At 31.7% G+C, this 19,373-nt stretch carries 20 protein-coding genes and 1 riboswitch; of the genes, 15 read left to right on the top strand and 5 right to left on the bottom strand.

Translation table 11 applies throughout. The annotated features are described in order from the left end of the window. Window positions 1–52: 52 nt before the first annotated feature. Window positions 53–616: a stage II sporulation protein M gene (locus AVL50_RS33675; protein WP_253764312.1), complete on the bottom strand. Its 564-nt coding sequence runs from the start codon at window positions 614–616 to the stop codon at window positions 53–55. Then, window positions 613–1,113, bottom strand: a complete 501-nt coding sequence (locus AVL50_RS33670; RefSeq protein ID WP_253764311.1) for a hypothetical protein — start codon at window positions 1,111–1,113, stop codon at window positions 613–615. Before AVL50_RS33670 ends, AVL50_RS33675 begins: the two co-directional genes overlap by 4 nt. A gap of 51 nt (window positions 1,114–1,164) precedes the next feature. Here AVL50_RS33670 and AVL50_RS20660 point away from each other — a divergent pair, with 51 nt between their 5' ends. The 9 genes from AVL50_RS20660 (at window position 1,165) to AVL50_RS20620 (ending at window position 9,910) form a co-directional block, all read left to right on the top strand. Beyond that, window positions 1,165–1,887 (top strand): RDD family protein, encoded by a 723-nt coding sequence (locus tag AVL50_RS20660; protein WP_062618384.1) that lies wholly within the window; start codon window positions 1,165–1,167, stop codon window positions 1,885–1,887. Between the two features lie 74 nt (window positions 1,888–1,961). Then, window positions 1,962–2,747, top strand: a complete 786-nt coding sequence (locus tag AVL50_RS20655; RefSeq protein WP_062618383.1) for a DUF2071 domain-containing protein — start codon at window positions 1,962–1,964, stop codon at window positions 2,745–2,747. A 177-nt stretch (window positions 2,748–2,924) separates the two neighbouring features. Further along, window positions 2,925–3,281, top strand: coding sequence for an AraC family ligand binding domain-containing protein (locus AVL50_RS20650; protein ID WP_062618382.1), 357 nt, complete (start codon window positions 2,925–2,927; stop codon window positions 3,279–3,281). A gap of 128 nt (window positions 3,282–3,409) precedes the next feature. Continuing rightward, complete coding sequence (gene blaOXA, locus AVL50_RS20645) at window positions 3,410–4,237, top strand: class D beta-lactamase (RefSeq protein ID WP_062618381.1); 828 nt, start codon at window positions 3,410–3,412, stop codon at window positions 4,235–4,237. 112 nt (window positions 4,238–4,349) lie between these two features. Further along, window positions 4,350–5,429, top strand: coding sequence for a bestrophin family protein (locus tag AVL50_RS20640; protein WP_062618380.1), 1,080 nt, complete (start codon window positions 4,350–4,352; stop codon window positions 5,427–5,429). 30 nt (window positions 5,430–5,459) lie between these two features. Next, window positions 5,460–6,347 (top strand): hypothetical protein, encoded by an 888-nt coding sequence (locus tag AVL50_RS20635; protein WP_157491468.1) that lies wholly within the window; start codon window positions 5,460–5,462, stop codon window positions 6,345–6,347. 96 nt (window positions 6,348–6,443) lie between these two features. Beyond that, window positions 6,444–7,535 carry an adenylate/guanylate cyclase domain-containing protein gene (locus tag AVL50_RS20630; RefSeq protein ID WP_062618378.1) on the top strand — a complete coding sequence of 364 codons (1,092 nt, stop codon included), beginning with the start codon at window positions 6,444–6,446 and terminating at the stop codon, window positions 7,533–7,535. 46 nt (window positions 7,536–7,581) lie between these two features. Further along, complete coding sequence (locus AVL50_RS20625; protein ID WP_062618377.1) at window positions 7,582–8,811, top strand: hypothetical protein; 1,230 nt, start codon at window positions 7,582–7,584, stop codon at window positions 8,809–8,811. A 142-nt stretch (window positions 8,812–8,953) separates the two neighbouring features. Next, the gene (locus AVL50_RS20620) at window positions 8,954–9,910 is read left to right on the top strand and encodes a DUF898 family protein (protein ID WP_062618376.1); all 957 of its coding nucleotides are present in this window, start codon (window positions 8,954–8,956) and stop codon (window positions 9,908–9,910) included. 112 nt (window positions 9,911–10,022) lie between these two features. Here the strand turns inward: AVL50_RS20620 and nrdD are convergent, their stop codons facing one another. From nrdD to AVL50_RS20605, 3 genes are all read right to left on the bottom strand, one after another. Beyond that, on the bottom strand, window positions 10,023–11,975 hold the full coding sequence (gene nrdD, locus AVL50_RS20615) for an anaerobic ribonucleoside-triphosphate reductase (protein WP_082795938.1): 1,953 nt from the start codon (window positions 11,973–11,975) through the stop codon (window positions 10,023–10,025). Next, a riboswitch (cobalamin riboswitch) is annotated at window positions 11,969–12,144 on the bottom strand. (Overlaps the previous gene by 7 nt.) Before the next feature lie 235 nt (window positions 12,145–12,379). After that, window positions 12,380–12,979: a GNAT family N-acetyltransferase gene (locus tag AVL50_RS20610; protein ID WP_172826892.1), complete on the bottom strand. Its 600-nt coding sequence runs from the start codon at window positions 12,977–12,979 to the stop codon at window positions 12,380–12,382. Window positions 12,980–12,984: 5 nt separating this feature from the next. After that, complete coding sequence (locus AVL50_RS20605; protein WP_062618373.1) at window positions 12,985–13,569, bottom strand: hypothetical protein; 585 nt, start codon at window positions 13,567–13,569, stop codon at window positions 12,985–12,987. Between the two features lie 354 nt (window positions 13,570–13,923). Between AVL50_RS20605 and AVL50_RS20600 the strand changes: the two genes are divergently transcribed. The 6 genes from AVL50_RS20600 (at window position 13,924) to AVL50_RS20570 (ending at window position 18,737) form a co-directional block, all read left to right on the top strand. Next, window positions 13,924–14,535, top strand: a complete 612-nt coding sequence (locus tag AVL50_RS20600) for a hypothetical protein (RefSeq protein WP_157491467.1) — start codon at window positions 13,924–13,926, stop codon at window positions 14,533–14,535. Between the two features lie 354 nt (window positions 14,536–14,889). After that, window positions 14,890–15,330 (top strand): hypothetical protein, encoded by a 441-nt coding sequence (locus AVL50_RS20595; RefSeq protein ID WP_157491466.1) that lies wholly within the window; start codon window positions 14,890–14,892, stop codon window positions 15,328–15,330. 631 nt (window positions 15,331–15,961) lie between these two features. Then, window positions 15,962–16,933, top strand: a complete 972-nt coding sequence (locus AVL50_RS20585; protein ID WP_062618369.1) for a hypothetical protein — start codon at window positions 15,962–15,964, stop codon at window positions 16,931–16,933. A gap of 22 nt (window positions 16,934–16,955) precedes the next feature. Continuing rightward, entirely contained in the window at window positions 16,956–17,552 is a 597-nt protein-coding gene (locus tag AVL50_RS20580) for a hypothetical protein (RefSeq protein ID WP_157491465.1), read from the top strand. 144 nt (window positions 17,553–17,696) lie between these two features. Continuing rightward, window positions 17,697–17,978 (top strand): hypothetical protein, encoded by a 282-nt coding sequence (locus AVL50_RS20575; protein WP_062618367.1) that lies wholly within the window; start codon window positions 17,697–17,699, stop codon window positions 17,976–17,978. 210 nt (window positions 17,979–18,188) lie between these two features. Further along, on the top strand, window positions 18,189–18,737 hold the full coding sequence (locus tag AVL50_RS20570; RefSeq protein WP_062618366.1) for a hypothetical protein: 549 nt from the start codon (window positions 18,189–18,191) through the stop codon (window positions 18,735–18,737). Window positions 18,738–19,373: the final 636 nt, after the last annotated feature.

Raw genomic sequence — 19,373 nt, 5'->3', positions numbered from 1 at the left:
AGGTATGTTGTTGAATTCACATCAAAGAGTAAAATAGAAATTATACACCCATTTAGGCCATATTTGATTTGTTTGCTTTATAAATTTTGTTTGCATAGTAAAAATAATAAAAAACTATAAAGCTAAAAGAACTCACAATAAAAAATAAACGGACCGCCAACGGCCAATCTACCTGTCTTGTTACAAAACCTTCTAAAAAGCCCGCAATAATAAAAATAGGAATTAAGCCAATAATGATTTTTAATCCGCTTTTAGTACCATCTTTCAGGCTTTCTATTCTCTTTTTATGTTTTGGAAATAAGAAAGAGTTACCCAATACAAAACCAGCACCTCCGGCAAAAACAATAGCTGTAATTTCTAAAGTGCCATGAGTCCAGATACTTAAAAGAGATTGTTCAAGAACTCCTTTTTCATAAAAGAAATATTGAAATGAACCCAGCATCACACCATTTCTAAAAAGGACAAATCCAGTTCCAAAACTTGAAAAAATACCAAGTGCAAAAGCTAAAAATGAAACTTGTACATTATTGATTGTAATCCTAAAAAACATTTCAAATTGCCCCGCAGAGTCATAAACATCCATAGGTTTTCCATTGGCAATATTTTCTAAAGTCATATTAACATAGGTGTAATCCTAAAAAACATTTCAAATTGCCCCGCAGAGTCATAAACATCCATAGGTTTTCCATTGGCAATATTTTCTAAAGTCATATTAACATAGGCGTCACCAAGAATAAGTCTGACAAATTCACCATCATGAGCAGCAGAAAACACACCGATTAAACAGCTCACCATAAAAACAGCAAAGGCATAAAAAAGCTGTTTCCGATTGTTCGCCATCTCAAAGGGTACTTCATATAGCCAAAAATCCTTTATTCTTGAGGTCTTTTCTTTCTTATTGGCATAAATTTGCTTGTGATATTTTATCGATAGAGTGTTAAGATAAAAAGTAATATCACTTTCAGGATAAAAAGTTTGTGCGTAAGATAAATCATCACTCAAAGATTTATAATAAGACGCTAATTGATCAGGAGAAACAGTCGTTTTATTCATTTCCTTTTCAATAGTTTGCCATTTTTCCTGATTTTTTAAAATAAATATAGGTTCTTTCATAAAAAATTGCTTTGTTAATACAATATATTACAATTTTTTATTCTGAGGAAAATGTCATCGATTTCTTTTCAAAACAGCCAAAACGTTAACTTGCAATTTCAGAAGGCGCTTGTGACTACTAGGATAGCAGCCTTTATAATTGATATGATGTTAATATCGGCTATCATGCTTTTACCAGGGATGATCCTTACTTATACTAGTCAATTTGCCATCTTCTGGGTTGTGATAATGTCCATTCCTTTTTTGTTTTACAATCTCATTTGTGAAATTTTTCTAGAAGGTCAATCTTTAGGGAAAAAGGCATTAAAAATTAGGGTCGTTTCTATGGATGGAAACGCTACCAAACTTTCGCAATATTTTATTCGCTGGATTTTTAGGCTAATTGATATTGCATTGTTACAAGGTACTGTTGCTGTATTTACCATTTTAATGAAAGGTGAAGGGCAACGCTTGGGTGATATTCTAGCAGGAACAATCGTTATTTCTGAGAAAAGGAAAGTGGATCGTTTCACTTTTCAAATTCCAGAATTTCCTGAAGATTATGAACCCGTTTTTGTTACTGCTGATACTTTAAATGATAAGCAACTGAATGTGATTAAGAAAACTTTAAAACTTAAGAACACAGAAGATCATTACACAGTAATTCATCAGATTGCTGAGAAGCTGAAAGAACAACTTTTAATAGAAAGTGATTTGCAGGGCAGAGATTTCTTGAAGCAACTTGTTGATGATTATTACTATTTGACGGTACAATCTCAAAAAGAAAGTTATTAATTATCGATAAGTAAATACGCTCTTAAGCTTTTTATTTAACTGAATTATTCACTTTTGTCAAACTAATAGAATGTATGAACTTTGAAAGTATTTTAAAGGAAAGAATCAATCAAAAGCCATTAAAACAGCGATTCAATGTTCATACATTTTTAGAACATTTTTCAATTGTTTCTTATAAAGTTGAATTACATAAAATAGCACCACTAATTCCAGAACCTTTTAAGTTATGGACATTTGAAAGTGGAGATAGGGAATATGCATTAATCAGTGCCGTCACATTTAAAGACAAAGATTTTCAGTTTCATAATATCAACCCAAAGCCAAAGTTTGCCTTTTATCAAACCAATTTTAGAAGCTATATTATCAATAAGAAAACCAATGAACATTGTGCTTGGTTTTTCGGGACCAATCTTGGGTCCGTATCACATATTATCCCAAAATATTTATGGAAGATGCCGTGGGAACAGGCCAAATACCAATGTGCGTTTCATGTAGAAGCCAATGTATATCAAGAATATTCAGTCTTATTTGAGTCAAAAACGGGAAAAGGTATTGTGGAGATAGAGGGAAGTACTCTTGAAATGCAACTATTAGAAGGTTTTAAATCTATAGAAGAACAATTCTTTATTCTAACCCATCCAGTAGAAGGTTTTTATCATACAAGAGACCATCAGTTGGGAACCTACGAGATTTGGCACCCAAAAATGAAATTACAGATGGGGACAGCTAAAAAATTGTATTTCGAATTTTTGGAACGACTTGGTTTAGTTTCAGAGCATGAAATGAACGAACCTCATTCAGTATTAATTACTCCATCTATTGAGTTTGAGGTGATATTGCCTCCCAAGAAAGTGAAATAATGATGTATATCTTGTTGACGAGGTGATGATTATCATAATAAGTAATGTCTGTATTTTGTTGTTTTGAATTATTCTAAATAACTTCTTGATTCTCTATGCTCTTTGATCACCTTAAAAAAACAAAAGCAATATAGATGAATTGAAATGTTAGGGTTATAATAATTTTATCAGAAAATCATGAAAACATCTTCTTTATTTGACAATCTTGAATTCAATGAATCTAAACCTTTAGTTACTGTACTTTTCGAAACTAATTTTACAAAAGAAATTAGAATTGCAATGGCAAAAGGAACAGTAATGAAAGAACATAAAACGTCTTTCCCCATTGTAGTACAAATGGTAGAAGGAAATGTTGACTTTGGTGTTGAACAGAAAAACTTGGAACTAGTAAAAGGAGATATTCTAGCCTTGGATAGCAATGTTCCACACGATTTAAAAGCAATTGAAGATAGCGTAATCCGACTTACACTTACAAAAAATGATTCTTCAGAAAGAGTAGAAGGCGTTGCTCTAAAAGCCATAAAAACTTTGTAAAAGAACATTACAAAAAATTTGATATCTAGGTTTTAGAAGGGGTTGGTGATTGAATTGAAAGATTCTGATCCAATTCCTTTTTTTAGTATGTTTGTTCAAATTTTCAACAAACTAAAACTAATAAATGAATGTATAAGCTAATATCTATTATTTGTACTTTTATGGTTTGCGTCTCATGCACTACAACAGAGCAGCGTCAGAAAAGTAATGAAGGTACAATGGTGCAGGAAAAAGTATTGCAACAAATTCTTGATTCTACAAATTTAAAGGGAGCTATTCTTTTATATGATCATAATGCAGCAACTTATTATTCCAATGATTTTGAGTGGAGTAAGAAAGGATTTCTACCTGCTTCAACGTTCAAAATTCCAAACTCCATTATTGCATTAGAAACCAGAGTGGTAGAAAATGACAGTACATTGATGAAGTGGGATGGTATTGAACGCAATTTTAAAATATGGAATCAGGATTTAATCTTTAAAAAAGCCTTCCAATATTCATGCGTTCCCTGTTATCAGGAAGTGGCTAGAAAAATAGGAGTGGAACAAATGAAATCTTACCTGAAGAAGCTTAATTATAACGGAATGGAGTTTGATTCCACTTCAATTGATAGTTTTTGGTTGGTTGGAGATTCAAGAATAAGTCCTTTTGATGAGATTGACTTCTTAAAAAGATTGTATGGATCAGAACTTCCTATTCAAAAGAGAAATGAAGCCATCATTAAGAAAATGATGTTGATAGAAACTAATGATCAATATAAGCTCAGTGGCAAAACAGGTTGGGCGAGTAATGCAGATTATAACAATGGTTGGTTCGTAGGTTTCCTTGAGCTTTCTGATAATACAATTTTCTTTGCAACCAATATTGAACCTGCAGAAAACTTTTATATGAAAAACTTTCCAAAAGCAAGAAAAGCAGTGACAATGAAAGCATTAAATGCTTTAGACTACCTCTAAAAACATCTCTCTCTTCAATCTTTAATTATCATTTAGCATAAAAGTAATTCTAAGAAAATTGTATATTAGATAAACTCAAAATTTATATTAATTACAATTCTCAAAAACTACTATGTACACGAAGCGGATTTACTCAGTTTCCATTATGGTGAAATGGACGAGAAGGTACATCTATCAATTTATTTTATTAGCCATTTTGCCTGTGGTGCTTTATGAAGTTTTAGGTTTGAAATGGCTTAAATTACCTTGGTTGCCTATTGGTTTGGTAGGTACAGCCTTAGCATTTGTGATTGGTTTTAAAAACAACGCCTCTTACGGAAGACTCTGGGAGGCAAGGAAAATTTATGGAGGTATAGTAAATGCTTCTCGGTTACTAGCAACCATGGTAAATGATTTCATTACAAATGAGCATGCAAAAACAGAAAGAACTGATGAAGAGTTTTTTGAAATTAAGAAACAGATTATTCACCGGCATGTTGCATGGATGACTTGTTTGAGACATGCTTTACGGACTAAAAAGCCTTGGGAGACGTCAGCCATAAATAAATCGGATAAAGAATATATGAAAGTAGTGAAGATCAAAGAATATGAAGAATCTTTAGAAGATGAACTTGAAGGGTATGTCTCTGATGATGAGAAAAAGTATATTCTTGATTTTGGAAATAAACAAAATGCTTGTCTGACTTTGCAGTCCAAACAGTTTCGAGAGTTGCAGTTGTCGGGTTTAATAGAAGATTTCAGACATATGGAATTCAAAAATATGATTGCTGAATTATTTGCATTACAAGGAAAAGCCGAGAGGATCAAGAACTTTCCTTATCCCCGTCAGTTTGCCACGTTAAACTTATATTTTGTATGGATTTTTGTCATCTTTTTACCCTTTGGTTTGATGAGTGAGTTTGACAAAATTGGTCAAGTACTTTTAGATCAAGGTGAGTTGGCACCAAGATTCCTTTTTATAGCCGATAATTTTGTTTGGTTATCCATTCCTACAAGTGTTGTAATCTCTTGGATCTTTTTTACTATGGAAAGAGTAGGTGATGTTTCTGAAAATCCCTTTGAAGGTATTGGAAATGATGTACCAATCACTACGATGTCCAGAGGAATAGAAATAGATATTCGACAAATGATTGGAGAACCAAAAGATACCCTACCACCTCCACACCCTCAATACCAAGACACCCAAATGTAAATGATATCCCAATCTAGAGAATTAGATGTAATGAAAACTCAAAAATCATTTTTTTGTATAGTACTGCTTTTGACTTTATTAAGTTGCTCGTCTACGGATACTTCATGGTCAAAAGAAAAGGTATTGAAAAACAAAGCTGAAAAGAATTTATCAGGAACTGGCTATAGAGAATTTGAAGGCAAAATGATCAACTATGATTATGTTGATTTTGGAAGTTTCCGTTTAGCTGTTTTTGATAACAAGATCAAGTGGAGAGGATATGGAGGATACTTTGATGGAGTAGTGGCTCAAGTGAACCCCCAGATTTCAAGGGTGGCAGATGGAATTTATTTTATGTCGTGGACCTTTGAAATGGGAGGTGGAGATAATGTTTGTGTCAATTTTAATACTAAAAAAGTATATGCTCATTTGCATCAGGCGGACGCGGACATGCTTGAGGACTTTGAAGTTATTCATGGCGATATTACCTGTGGTCCTTCTGTTGAATGTGCTTTTCCAGAAGGAGAAGTGATGGGGCAATTCTCAACAATTTTCACCATTTTGAAAAATATCATAAAGTTTGACCTCCCATTTATGGGACAGACTGAACGTCCATTGACAGAGCAAAATCAGTTGGCTCGAAAAGAGTTGAAAGGAAAAAAACTACAGTATAAAACAGAAAGTACCGTAGTGACTATTGAAGTAAAAGGTGATGTAACACAGGTAACCTACAAAGGAGAAGAAACGAAGAATTACTTATCTTATGTCACAAAAATCAGTGATGGAATTTACTTTATATCTTGGTTAGGAGATCCTCAGTTCAGTGATCATATTGTATTGAATGCAAACGACAGTGTAGTCTTTGATCAGCTTTCAAAAAGTGGTGAACATAGGGAGAAGATTTATGAAGTCCTTTGTTTTGGCGAGCATTGTAAATAATTAAACAATTGTAAAAAAGAATAAGAATTCAAATCCATTCGGTACATTTGCTTCGAGTTTAACTACATTATCATTTCTGCTCATTTGTAACTCTATATGATATCAATTAAAAAAAGAAGGCAATTAGTACAAGTAATTCCGTTTTCAGTAATTTCATTATTATTTGGCCTAATTTATACATTCCTGGAACATGGCATTTTAGGAGATTCAACCAATTATCCAACCACTGGAAATCCCTATCATTACAATCCGTTAGCTTCAGCATTTTTGACCTTAACAGGTGGTACATTAATGGGGTTGCTTGAGGTTTTTTATCTCAATAAACTTTTTCACTACAAGAGTTTTTCAAAGAAGTTGATTATCAAAACGCTGATTTATATTTTGATTATTGCCATCCTCGTTTTTATAATGACTTGTGCTGGGCATGCTATTGAATTGGAAGAAAGTCCGTTGAATCCCAAAGTGATTGGTTTTGCAATGAATTTTCTAATGAGCTTTGCTTTTATTTCATTGGAGATTTATATGGCCTTGGGCATTGTTATTTGTTTATTCTATACGGAAGTCAGTGATAATATTGGGCAAGAAGTTTTAATCAATTTCTTCCTTGGGAAATACCACAATCCAAAAGAAGAACATAGAGTATTTATGTTTTTAGATATGAAAGACTCTACTGCAATTGCAGAAAGGCTAGGTCACACGCAGTATTTTGATATGCTTCGAGAATATTATGCAGATCTCTCTAATTCTATATTGAATTATAGTGGACACATTTATCAATATGTTGGAGATGAAGTGGTGGTGACTTGGACTATGGAAAATGGTTTAGAGAAGAACAATTGTCTGAATTGTTTTTATGATATGAAAAAGACTTTACAGGAGGAAGCTGGAAAATATGAAGAAAGGTTTGGTGTTGCTCCAACTTTTAAAGCCGGCATTCATTTAGGGAAAGTAACTACTGGTGAAATAGGAGTGACAAAGAAAGATATTATCTTTTCAGGTGATGTCTTGAATACGACAGCTAGAATACAGAGTTTATGTAATTCTTATAAAACAGACCTTTTGATTTCAGAACGATTGTTAGAGTTCCTCAAAATTGAAAATTATTTTTCTACAACTGATATAGGTTCAGTGGAGTTAAGAGGTAGAAATGAAAAAGTGAATTTATTTTCTGTAGAACAACTTGCTTAATTGAAGCATTGAGAGCAAACTATTATACGAACTAAATCAATCTCAAATGAACACTCAACAACTCAACCTTAAAGAGGAAATTGTCCCTCTTTTTGATGATAAACAAAACTATAACGTAACACCATTTATCCAGAATTTCATCTTAAATAAATGTTCTTTGGAAGAGCTTGAAATTCGTCAATCTATCTTCAGATGTTTATTCTCAAATGAGAAAGTGGCGTTTAATTATAAATATAATAAGCTCTATTTTGAGGATGCATTAAGAGTGACTAGAGAGATAAAAACAGATCAGTTTGTTGAAGCAACAAGCTATGTTTTTTTTACGAAGTCTAGAATTAAGATTAGTAAAATTCCAAGATTGACGGCTAGTCTGATTTTCTTTTCAGAATTGAAAGTTTTAATTCAAGAGGTATTGACTATAGCTGATGTACCCTATTTCAATCAGCTTCTTCTTTACCTTTCTGAAGACCTAGAATTGTTACCGGATTATTCAGACTTTAAGAGCCATCAAAAAGAACTTTTAGCTTACTTAAATATTTTACATCAGATAGATTTCGATGTTTTTTGGAAGAGATTATTCGAATTGGAGTGTTATCTATCCCTTACGAAATGTTCTATCAAAAGAGGCTTCAATTTACCTTTGATAGATAATGAAAAGTTTGAATTTGAAAAAGCCTATTTTCCGTTAATCAATGAACCTGTCAAATATGACATTACTTTTGATTGTAGTTTAAATATACTGAATGGGCCTAATATGGGTGGGAAATCAACTTTCTTGAAAACTATTTCCCTATGTAGTTACCTCGGGAATATTGGGTTTCCAATCCCTGCCTCAAAAGCTACAATTCCTTTTTTTGATACTTTTAATATTAATTTCAATACAAAAGATAACTACAGAAATGGGACAAGTCATTTCATGAATGAGATTCTTTCAGTCAAAGAACTTATTGTTTCAAATCAGAAATCAGAAGTTGTTTATGGCGTATTTGATGAGCTTTTTAATACCACAAATCCTGAAGAGGCGACAAGGTTAATCGAATATTTATTTCATCATTTAAAGTTGAAGACTCCTTCCTTTTTCATCATTTCTACACATTTAGAAATTGCACATTTGATGGGTAATGAGAAAATAGGTTTCTTTCATCCTTCTACTCAATTGGAGGGTGATCATATTCAATTTGATTATCATATTGTAAAGGGAATTTCAAAACTGAAACTAGGAGAGAAGTTGTTTCAGAAATCTGGAATTTTAGAGCTTCTAGAGGAACATGTTTGAAACCTATATTTCAAGCATACTCTAAATTAATATCCATCATACTATGTTTTCAATTTTATTTCTTTAATTTTATATTACATAATTCACAGCTGAAACAAAATAAGACAAAAACTTTAAATTATCTTTTAACATCAAATTTAAAATGAGCAAACGACGACATCCATTTTATTTTAACTTTAGTTCTGGTGACTATTACCTACTTGTAATCAAGAACTTTTTCTTAATTACTTTCACACTTGGTTTCTATATTCCATGGGCAATTGTGTCCGAGAAAAAATATGTCAATTCAAGTATTAACTTGGCAGGTAATAATTTTGCTTACCATGGCACAGGGAAAGAACTATTTTTAGGTTTTCTAAAAATATTTGTGCTGTTTGTATCAGTCTCTTTTTATTTTTCATTTCTTTCTCTCAATGGTCTCGATAGTCTTTTGGCTATAAGTGTATTGGTTTTTTATGCACTCATGATTCTTTCTGTACCTTATGTTATTCATAACTCTTGGAAGTATGATATGGCCAAAACGTCTTATATGGGCAAGCGTTTTTTTTATGACTCAGATTTTCAAGCTTTCCTTATAGAATTTACGAAAGAAGGTGTTCTTCTATTATGTACATTTTTCATCTATTTCCCATGGTACATCACAAACTTGACACGTCACCTTTGTGATAATACTAGAATCGGTAATATAGATATCAGATTTGAAGGTAAAGGTGGGCAACTATTCGGTATTATGTTAAAAGGAATTCTGTTGACCATAGTTACTTTTGGTATTTACTTATTCCAACATAGAGCAAACATCATCAAGTTTTTCCATGAAAACATAAAGCTTTATCAAGATGGAGAAGAAATTGAAGTAAAGTCAAGAATCGGAGGGGGTGATATATTTATCAACGTGGTTACATTTGCGTTGATCACTCTTTTAACATTTGGTTTAGGTTTACCTTACGCAATCCTTAAGTCAAAACAATTATTTATTGAAACACTTTCAATTGAAGGAGAGATTGATTTTGAATCTTTTGAACAATCTCCTTCATATGATGATCAATATGTAAATAACTTGGGTATGAGTTTAGATGAAGGTATAGACGCCGCTTTTTAAACCCAACCCTTTTCAGCTCTGTATTAAGAGAAAGGTCACATCAGTTTACATTTGATGTGACCTTTCTTTTTAGTTTGAAATTTTGATTATAATAGCGTTAAAGCATCAGACCTTAGTAATGCTTTACTCTATTTCTCACTTCATCTTTTTTGCCGTTGTTAAATACTTTGTGGTAAGCACCAGTGATATATCCAGTCACTCTTCGGAGCGTGATAATTTCTTTTGAACCGCATTTTTTACATTTCAAATCATCAAATAATCCTTCGTGGTTACAACTCAAACATCTGTCTTTCTGAATGTTTGTTGCAAAATAATATACACCTTCCTCCATTGCACCTTCTACCAAGTTTTTATATAGATGAGGTGTTTTTGAGATCTCGGAACGTAATTCCACATAAGTAATGGAACCTCCTGTACAATGCTGATGGTAAGGCGCCTCAATCGCAATTTTATCTACATAATTAATTTCATGCCATACCGGTACATGATAGGAGTTGGTAATGAATTCTTTATCAAAAATTCCTTTTACTCTTCCATATTGTTCCTGTAGTTTCTTGGCAAAAGTATGGCACAGACTTTCCGCAGGAGTAGCATAAAGAGAAATATTCAATCGTCTTCTTTCACTTTCCACATCACAAAACTGATGTAAATCTTTGATCAGTTTTAAGGCTTTTGCCTGAGATTCCTCACTTTCTCCATGATGTTTTCCCTCTAAAATTAATAGAGCTTCAGCAAGGCCAATAAATCCTAAAGCTAATGTACCGGAGTACAATACTTCACCAATCTTAGCCTTCTCGTTGTATTCCTGTTCGTGCTTCCATATCTTATTTTTATACATAAAAGGAGCAGAACCCATCAGTTGCTTTCTTTGCCAGCGAAGACGGCATTCCATCATATCAATACCTGTGTAGGCCATTTCCATTACCATTTTAGAAAACTCTTCCCATGAAGAAGCTTCCATGGCATACTTAGGTAGGTTCATGGTTACCGGAGAAAGGTTACCTCTGCCTGATTTACCATTACTACCGTGTAGGTTTTTGCCCAAACGTGTTCTGCAACCCATAGTGGCAGGGATAAGATCAGGAATAATATTTCCTTCTTCATCTTTTACATCATAAACCTCCTGATGTGTATTGACATAATTAGGATATACTCTTTTGATGGAACATTCGTTTGCTCTTCTGAAAAGGTCTTCATTGACAATTTTACCTTCTTCTTTGCGGTATTGCCAAATCTGAATAGGGAAGATAGGTGTGGTTTTCTGTTCACCAATTCCTTCCATAGTTGCTTCTAGAAGACACTCAATAAACAATCTTCCTTCTTTTGAAGTATCACAGCCATAATTGATAGAAACAAAAGGTAGTTGATTACCCGCTCTGCTTTCTAAATGATTCAAGTTATGAAGGAATGCTTCACAAGCTTGTTTTGTCTCTTCTGCAGTTTGTTCCCAAGCATACTTCTCTTCGTTCGGTATAGCATATTTATTGGCTACTTTCAAGTGTTTTTCATAACTCTTTTTGATAAAAGTGGCCATATGAAAATCAAAAGCGTTAATAGCAATTCCTCCAAACTGAGCATTACTTTGGCATTGGAGAACAACAGCCGTTACTTGTAAAGCTGAACGAATACTTTGAGGAGGACGCATTGTACCGTTTGTGGTGAAGATAGGTCTGCTCAAAATATCTCCAATATCAATGAACATACAATTTTGCATCCCTACGGCATAAGAACTAAAGTCGTGGATATAAATCCATCCTTCCTCATGCATTTTCAGATGTTTTTCTGGAAGTAAGTAGGACTTTGCATATTCTTTTGAAATCTCACCTGACATCCTTGTTAGTTTAGCAGTGAAAACACCTTCGGGCATATTGGCATTTTCATTTTCTACATTGGTGAGGTTAATGGCCTCATTCGCAAATTTTAATAGTTTACTATCTTGAAAGTTTACCATGTCTTTTGAGTATAAAATGAACAAAACACAAGGCGCGTTGATTGGAAGTGCAAAACAATAGGCACAGATTTTTCCTATCGTTGATGTAGACACTTTCACTCGAAGTATCTTCATAACTACTGCTTGGTAGGTCTTCTGACTTATCTCTGAGATATCTACCTTCTCGCTTAGTAGCAATGGCTATCAGATATTCATTAAAAAGATTTACAGCTGCGAGTACAGTTCCAGATTTTCACTGAATTCCCTATTATTCCACTTAGGCACCATGCACAGCAAATTTGTATTTTCTTTTCTTGAAAAGTATTGATCACAATCACTGAAAAAATATTGCAAATGATAAGCGCTTGAAAATGAAGTTTTGAGAAAATCTAATTCTTTGAAATATACTATTAATTCTGATTAAGAATTAACTGTAAACGCAAAAGGCTTTTCTTCTACTAGAAAAGCCTTTTGCACTATTAAATTGTCTTAGTAAGTACTAAATCAAAAATAATTGATCATGAATTTTGCCTTAGAACTTAATCATTTTCATAGTATTCCTTGAGCATAAAATAACACTCAGGTTTATCCTTTTCTATAGAAAACCCCGTCTCTTTATGCTGAATTTTAAACCCAAGTTTCTCATAAAGTCGAATAGCATTTTGATTATCACAAAGTACATGTAACCCTATACTTTTTTGTGGAAATAAAGAAATGATATAATTGACCAGGGTTGAAGCGACTCCTTTTTTCTGATGCTCTTTTGCTGTACAGATATTGGAGATGTAAAGGTAGTCTGTTGCCGTTGTTTTACTAAAATATTCCTCTACAACTGTAGAAACTGATGGAGTATATTCAATATCGTTGTTTTTATATATTTCTTTAAACTCTTCATCATGCCAAGAAGGAGTATTTATAAAACAAACAATTAACCCAGCAATAGAATCATCCCTTTTTGCTACAAAAATATTTTCTTTACAGAATACAAAACGTCCTTTTTTGATCATTTCTTCAATCACACTAATTCTAGAAGTTTCATTTCCTGCTAAAGCGGGGTAAATAAATGGATCCGTTTCTACGATAAGTTGTGCTACTTTTCTAATATCATCCGATATTTTCAATGGAGTGCATTCAATCATTGTCATTATTTTGAGTATTGGTTATAGTCTTTCACATTCTTCAATGAAAACTCTTCTTGTAGGATGTTTTGCCCTTTTTTCTTCTTGTAATTCACCCATTTTTTATGAAGCACATAACAACCCCTGTAGTATTCTGCATCAGGAATCAATTCTAATTCCTGGACAACGGGGTTATTGGTGGCAATGAAAAAGCGATAAGAAAATAAGTTGTCAATCGTTTCAATTTTTAAAACTCCTTTATTGACCATCGCTGCAAGAGCTTCTAAATAGACTAAAAAATTGATCAGATCTTGTCTGTCAATTGTAGTAATATCTTCTTTGGTACAATCGCCTTTAGAATAATTCTCAAGCGTTTTTTGAATATTTGTCAACTTTTTATCGTTGATGAAATTAAAGTTGTATTCCATAAGAAATTCAGCTTCTTTCAAATCACCATCTCTTTTTAATTGAACCCAGATGGCGAGTCCACCAACTATTGTTGCGGTAGTACCAAATATTGTAGACAGATTTTTAATATCTGTAATCTTGAGAAGGGTAAAATAAGAGGAGATAATAAAAAAGCAGATAATATAAAGTCTATGCTTAACCATTATTCTGATGTTTGTTAAATAGGTTTGATTTAGCTAAAAAAAATGTTGTGATAAAAATACACCTTTACGTATTTGTAAGGCAGGTGTTCCTATTAGGTTACAACGTTTAAATATCGGTAAAAAAATCATAAATAGTATTATTTGAAGAGGGTGTAATGTATATGGAGTAAGATGAAGGCTTGAATTGAATAATAACATTATAAACTTCGCTAATTAATATACTGTTGCAGTTCAAAATAGTTTTAAGAAAGCACTTTTAACTCATCGAATGTAAATCCTGGAATTACTTTTTAGTTTTTTATTTATGACTTACCTTTAAGACCGAAACCAACTATAAGCTATAATTTGATTAAAATGAAGCAACTATTACTCATCATTATGACTGTGTTTGTCATGAATGTTGCACAAGCTCAAGATGAAAATATAACAATTGGTATTGGCACAGGAGCAACCATCTTCAATGGAAGAATTGATAATTATGGGATCAACGGCGCCGGGTTAAGTTTCAATATAAATTTTTACTATCATCATACCTCAAATTTGGCATTCGGGTTTGAAAGAAACGGAAACATTGCCATACAAATTTTGCAGGAGCATAGGAATAGTAATTTTGATGTTTCAATACTCTCCACAGTTGTTGATTATACCTTAAAAGTAAAATATTTTATAGGAGAGAGTAAAGTCCGTCCTCATTTAGCTTTGGGATTAGGTTATTATAGAACAAAAAGTGTTTTACGGTCTGATGATGATATGGGATCTAGTATAGAAATCCCTTTGGAGAGGTATGAAGCAATAGGGTTATCACCTGAATTAGGAATGAATTTCGGCTTCTTCCAATTGTCCTTTATATCAGATATCATTCCTAGCACAGTATTTGGCCATGAAGGCAATTCTATTTTTATCAATTTCTTAGTAAGGGCAACTTTTAATATTAATACTCAAAGTAAGAAGAAGACTAGGGAATAGTTTTTGATTTTTTATTTTAGGTGAATTACTCAATAGACTATTGGAATTGATTTTACTTTTTTGGTACAATCATACAAACTGAATTGAAAAGTTTTTTTATTGATGAATGATTTAGAAGTAGCCAGTTTTATCACAACAAATTTAAATGTAGGTATGGTGATAAAGAGTTGAAAACATATAATGACAGATTGAACACTTCTATATTATTGGACTTAGAAAAAGGTATAGATGAAAGTTTAGTTTAGGAGTACATTTGACATCGCACAAGAAGAAATACCACTATGTTGTTTGTCACGAAATGATTTTGAATGAATTTATCTAAGTATCTCTTTATGAAAATATTACACAATGAAAATGAAGTCAAATTGGTATAAAGTTAAGATTGCTAATTTCCTCATAGTATATCTTTTCATTTCATGTCATATTAAAAAAAATGCTGTTTCAGTTTATGAAAATAAATATGATATTTTGATTCGTTATAGCAAATGTGATGATGCAGAATATGATAAACGGCTTTCTAAAGATTCTTTGCATCTTTACATTGAAGAGGGGTTTAATAAAGATGAAATTGAAGTGATGATAAATGACAAACTTTTCTTTAAAGATTCAATTACAACTTCTGAGGTATTAGGGATGTCAGAACATCTAATTTTAGGTCATAAGAAAAATATCAATAAGGTTTCAATACGACTAAATAATAGTAAAGCCCTAATTACGGGAGTGTCAGTTGAACGCTGTCTCGTTTTTATTGGAGTAATAATAAATTTAACCTTTAAAGCTATGAGGGATAAGTAATCTGTTTCCTCTTCCCATCCTTTTATATTATTATTTGTATTCTAACTATTTTTTTACTTCCTCGAAAATCAATATATGAGAAATATAAAGATAATTTTTTTACAGTTTTTATTGTCTAGTAAAAAAAGGCAATGGATTTTCTCAATACTATTTATTTCCTTAATTGATAGAGCGATTTTCTTATTTCATTACGATAGAATCATTTGGGTAAAAGGCAAAATTGAATTTTACTACTTATTCTTATATTGTTTATTGTATTTTGTTGAATATTTAATTCTTTCCATACCATTATTTTACTTGAAGACCCTTTTAGAAAAATGTCTAGTTGGTTATAAACTAGGTAAATTCATTGTTATCAATTTAATATTAGTTTTATATCCTTATACTCTTTATTGGTTATGTTTTGAGGAAGGTTATGGAGGACATAGTTTGAAAGGTTCTTATATTTCAATTTATATCAGTTCTCCAATATTTTCTGTTTTGATAATATTTTTAGATTTTTACAGGAAACGCGTACTCTCAACAAGCAGATTGGAAAACAATACATAATACCATTCGAGGTACAAAAAATGTTGCTAAATTTTTTTAAACACCATGATATCAATCAAATAACTTTTAAGTAAACTTCATCATGACAAGAACTCTAATACTATTTATTCTTATTTCTAGTACTAGTTTTGCTCAAGACCTTTTGATTCAGAGTGATACAACTGAATATTATAAATTGAAAGGGAAGTATGATTTACTAATTTTTAATGATATAGAATGGAATTTTAAGAATAATGTCGTCAGAAAGACGATTTACGATTCAGAACATTTTTTGGATGATTATCCAAAGTCTTTATTCTGCCCATTAGTAATGAATTATTTATCGTCTTTTTATGAAGCAGTCGATTCAGTAGAAAAAGCACATTCCATCAATCTTGAGTTAATAGAGACTATAGATGACTATAAATTAGTTGAGATTAGAGATAATTATACTTTTTATTTTTCAGATACATCGGATCGAAGGTTTAAAACCTCCTTTTATGAAGATAAAAATGATGCTAAAATTTCCACTCTAGAAAGATTGACCAAATATTATATTAAACTTAAAGATTATGAAAAAGCGTATTACTATCTAGAAATGTTGAAAAGCACAAACCGAACATCTACATCTACCTCTTGTTATAGTACTGTAAATGAATATGCTGATTTAAGTTTTGAAGTTTATTATCATTTCAATTTTTATAAAGAGTGTTTAAAACTTATAGAGAGAGGTTTACTTCAAATTATGCTATATGAGAAAATGTCACTCAAAGAAGACTCAACCTATAATAAACTAGTATCAAAATATACAGATGTAATCAAAAAAATGTACTCAGAAGAAGAAATTAAGAAAGGATTTCTCAAGCAGATAAAGCCTTCTAATTATGAATACTTCTATTATGAAGTATACCTTTTTGATCGTCTTTATTATGTTGATTTGTATGAGGATGAGTTCTTTGAAATACTAGGGTATAAGGTAGATGACGAGATGGAAGATAAACAAGTGGGGATTGACTTAGATAATGTTTTGAAGAAGACATTTTTTTATAAGAGTTTAAAAGAGGGAATTAAATAGGGATATGCCAAACAGAGGATTAATGAATAAACTTTTCATTTTTTTATTTATGAGCTTTTCTAATATTGGATTGGCTCAAGTAGATACTGAAGATCCATTTCAGATATCTTTTTATGACTTGATAGTTGAGAATGAAATTATCAATTTTAAATCAGGTGCTTTATGTACGGCTATTAGAAATGATACATTATTTATTGTCTTTTATACCCCAGGCTTAAATGACCTTGAGTTAGTTCCGTTAGTTAGATTATCAGATAATAAAGAGTTGTTTTTTGAAGGAGAAACGGTTTTTAGTAATTGGGTTGGAGGTAGGTCTATTTCATCTACCGTATTAACAAATAATGAAAGAGTTGATCATGAAGAATGCATCATAAAGCAAACTTTAAATTATCATACAATCATTTATCCTAATACACCAACTATAGATATTTATCATGAAAGGCTCCTCTTTTACAATAGAGATAAAGGATTATATAAAATTGAATATTTTGACAATGATGAGTTGGATAAGCTTATAAGAAAGAGTGGTAAAATGACAAAACTAGAACTCCAAAACTTAAATTTTATACTTATGAATTATAAGAAGTGGCCTTATAAAGAAGGTGATTTTATTTATTAAAACAAAATATACTAAATACAAGACTAGATTTAGTAATAAATTTTAGTTGAAGTAATAAAAAAGATCATGACGAGTAAAAAGGCAATACAAATTACTATTTTGTCACTACTAGTCTATTGGTTGTATACACTGATAGATAGAAATATGTCTACTAAACTCTATACCATTGGTGTTATTAGAGATATTACACAAACTAGAGGAGGTAATAGTGTAGCATATGAAATAAATTATTTAGGTAAAGAATATATTGGAATGACCCCTGTATCTGGTGGTTTTAATATTGAAAAAGGAGAATATTGGGGTGTTTTATTTGTTCCTAGTGATAATGAAGCAATTTATTTAGATCTAATTAAAGATAAAGGACCATGCGATAGTTATGGTTATGGTAAAATATGGGAATCTTTAGAAGAGATTTTTTGCCGATAATAAAATTATAATCTAACTGTTTCTGCCACTATTCAAAACATTAAGCCGTAGGCGTTACTTAGAACTGTCCAATTGTATAAGTTCTCACTTATAACAACAAATCCTTTTTGGTTGCTATTCCAGTAATAGAAGTATTGTTCAAAAGGTATAAAAGATACATTTATAAAAACACCTAAAACTCCAGAACCCTGTGGGAAAAAGAAATTGATTATGAAGAATAAATTTATTTTTAAAGTAGTAAAGAAGAATGTATTATACATTATTTATCAAATTATTATAACATTGTTAATGGTTATGTTAGTTTGTCTTATCTTTTTCAATATTTATAACTCTAATGATGATACTGCCTTTTATTTTTTATTTCTATTTGGTATTGTAGTTATTTTCGATAAGATAATATGTACATTCTTACTAAAAAAAATACTAATAATTGGTGAAATAAAATTTGAACAAAATGAAATATCTTTGTATTGCAAAAAAATAAATCAAAGTATAACGGTTAATGACAATTGTAAATTAGTACTTAATGGTTATTTAGGACAAAACCCTTTAGGTGAAAATGAAGATATTGGAAAAGGTTCTTATTATCCAAATTTAGGAATGATAAGTGGTAGTAAAAATACTTTCTCTTTTAAGAAGAAGAATGCCAATATTAGTTTACAATTTTTAATTGAAAGTGACGATCTATTTAAAGGTTTTAAAGATTTTACTAAACTCCATTATAAGTATAGAATGAAAACAGTATATCATAGAGATTGAAGCCTCCCTTCTGGTGCAAGTGTTAAGCCGATAAGGGTTACTCCCCACTGTTCGTAATGTTAAGCGATAGCGTCATTAAGAACTATAATATTGTTTAAGTTTCCGAACTTAAAACAAAAAAACACAAGCCAATCTACCCTCACGTAGATTGGCTTGTTTGTATATTACAATCACCATTATAATGTGGTTTGAAATAAGCCAGTATTTCTAATAAAATCAGATCATTTTACCGTTATTATGCATTGAAGCAATGCAAGTGCTGGGACTTACATAGTGTACGTAGTAGCATGTACAGCGTGTAAGTCCTAGCACTCGCAAACCGTACGTGCCGTTATGTACATCGTGTACGTGCTAGGATGTACTGCATCGACAGTGAGGAGTCGTCCCATACTCATGGGAAAGAGGGGCACATAGAAATGGGAAAAGGTGTCCCCTCTATATGGGAAACACTTTCCCATGTAGAGGGGAAAGTATAAGTACTAGGACAGAAGAAAAGGGATAATTTTAGCTTGTTATTTTTTATTCTAATCAAGGCAGATTTGCAGAGCATAGCCTTAGTTACGCGATAAAAATCTAACGAAGAGTAGGATAAAAAAGATAAAATAAAATGTCCGTTTACTTTTGTCCTAGTACTTA

This window comes from Flammeovirga sp. SJP92 (genome assembly GCF_001583495.1).
Classification (GTDB): domain Bacteria; phylum Bacteroidota; class Bacteroidia; order Cytophagales; family Flammeovirgaceae; genus Flammeovirga.
The sequence above is the reverse complement of the archived record's forward strand: the minus strand, read 5'-3'. Positions and strand labels throughout refer to the sequence as shown.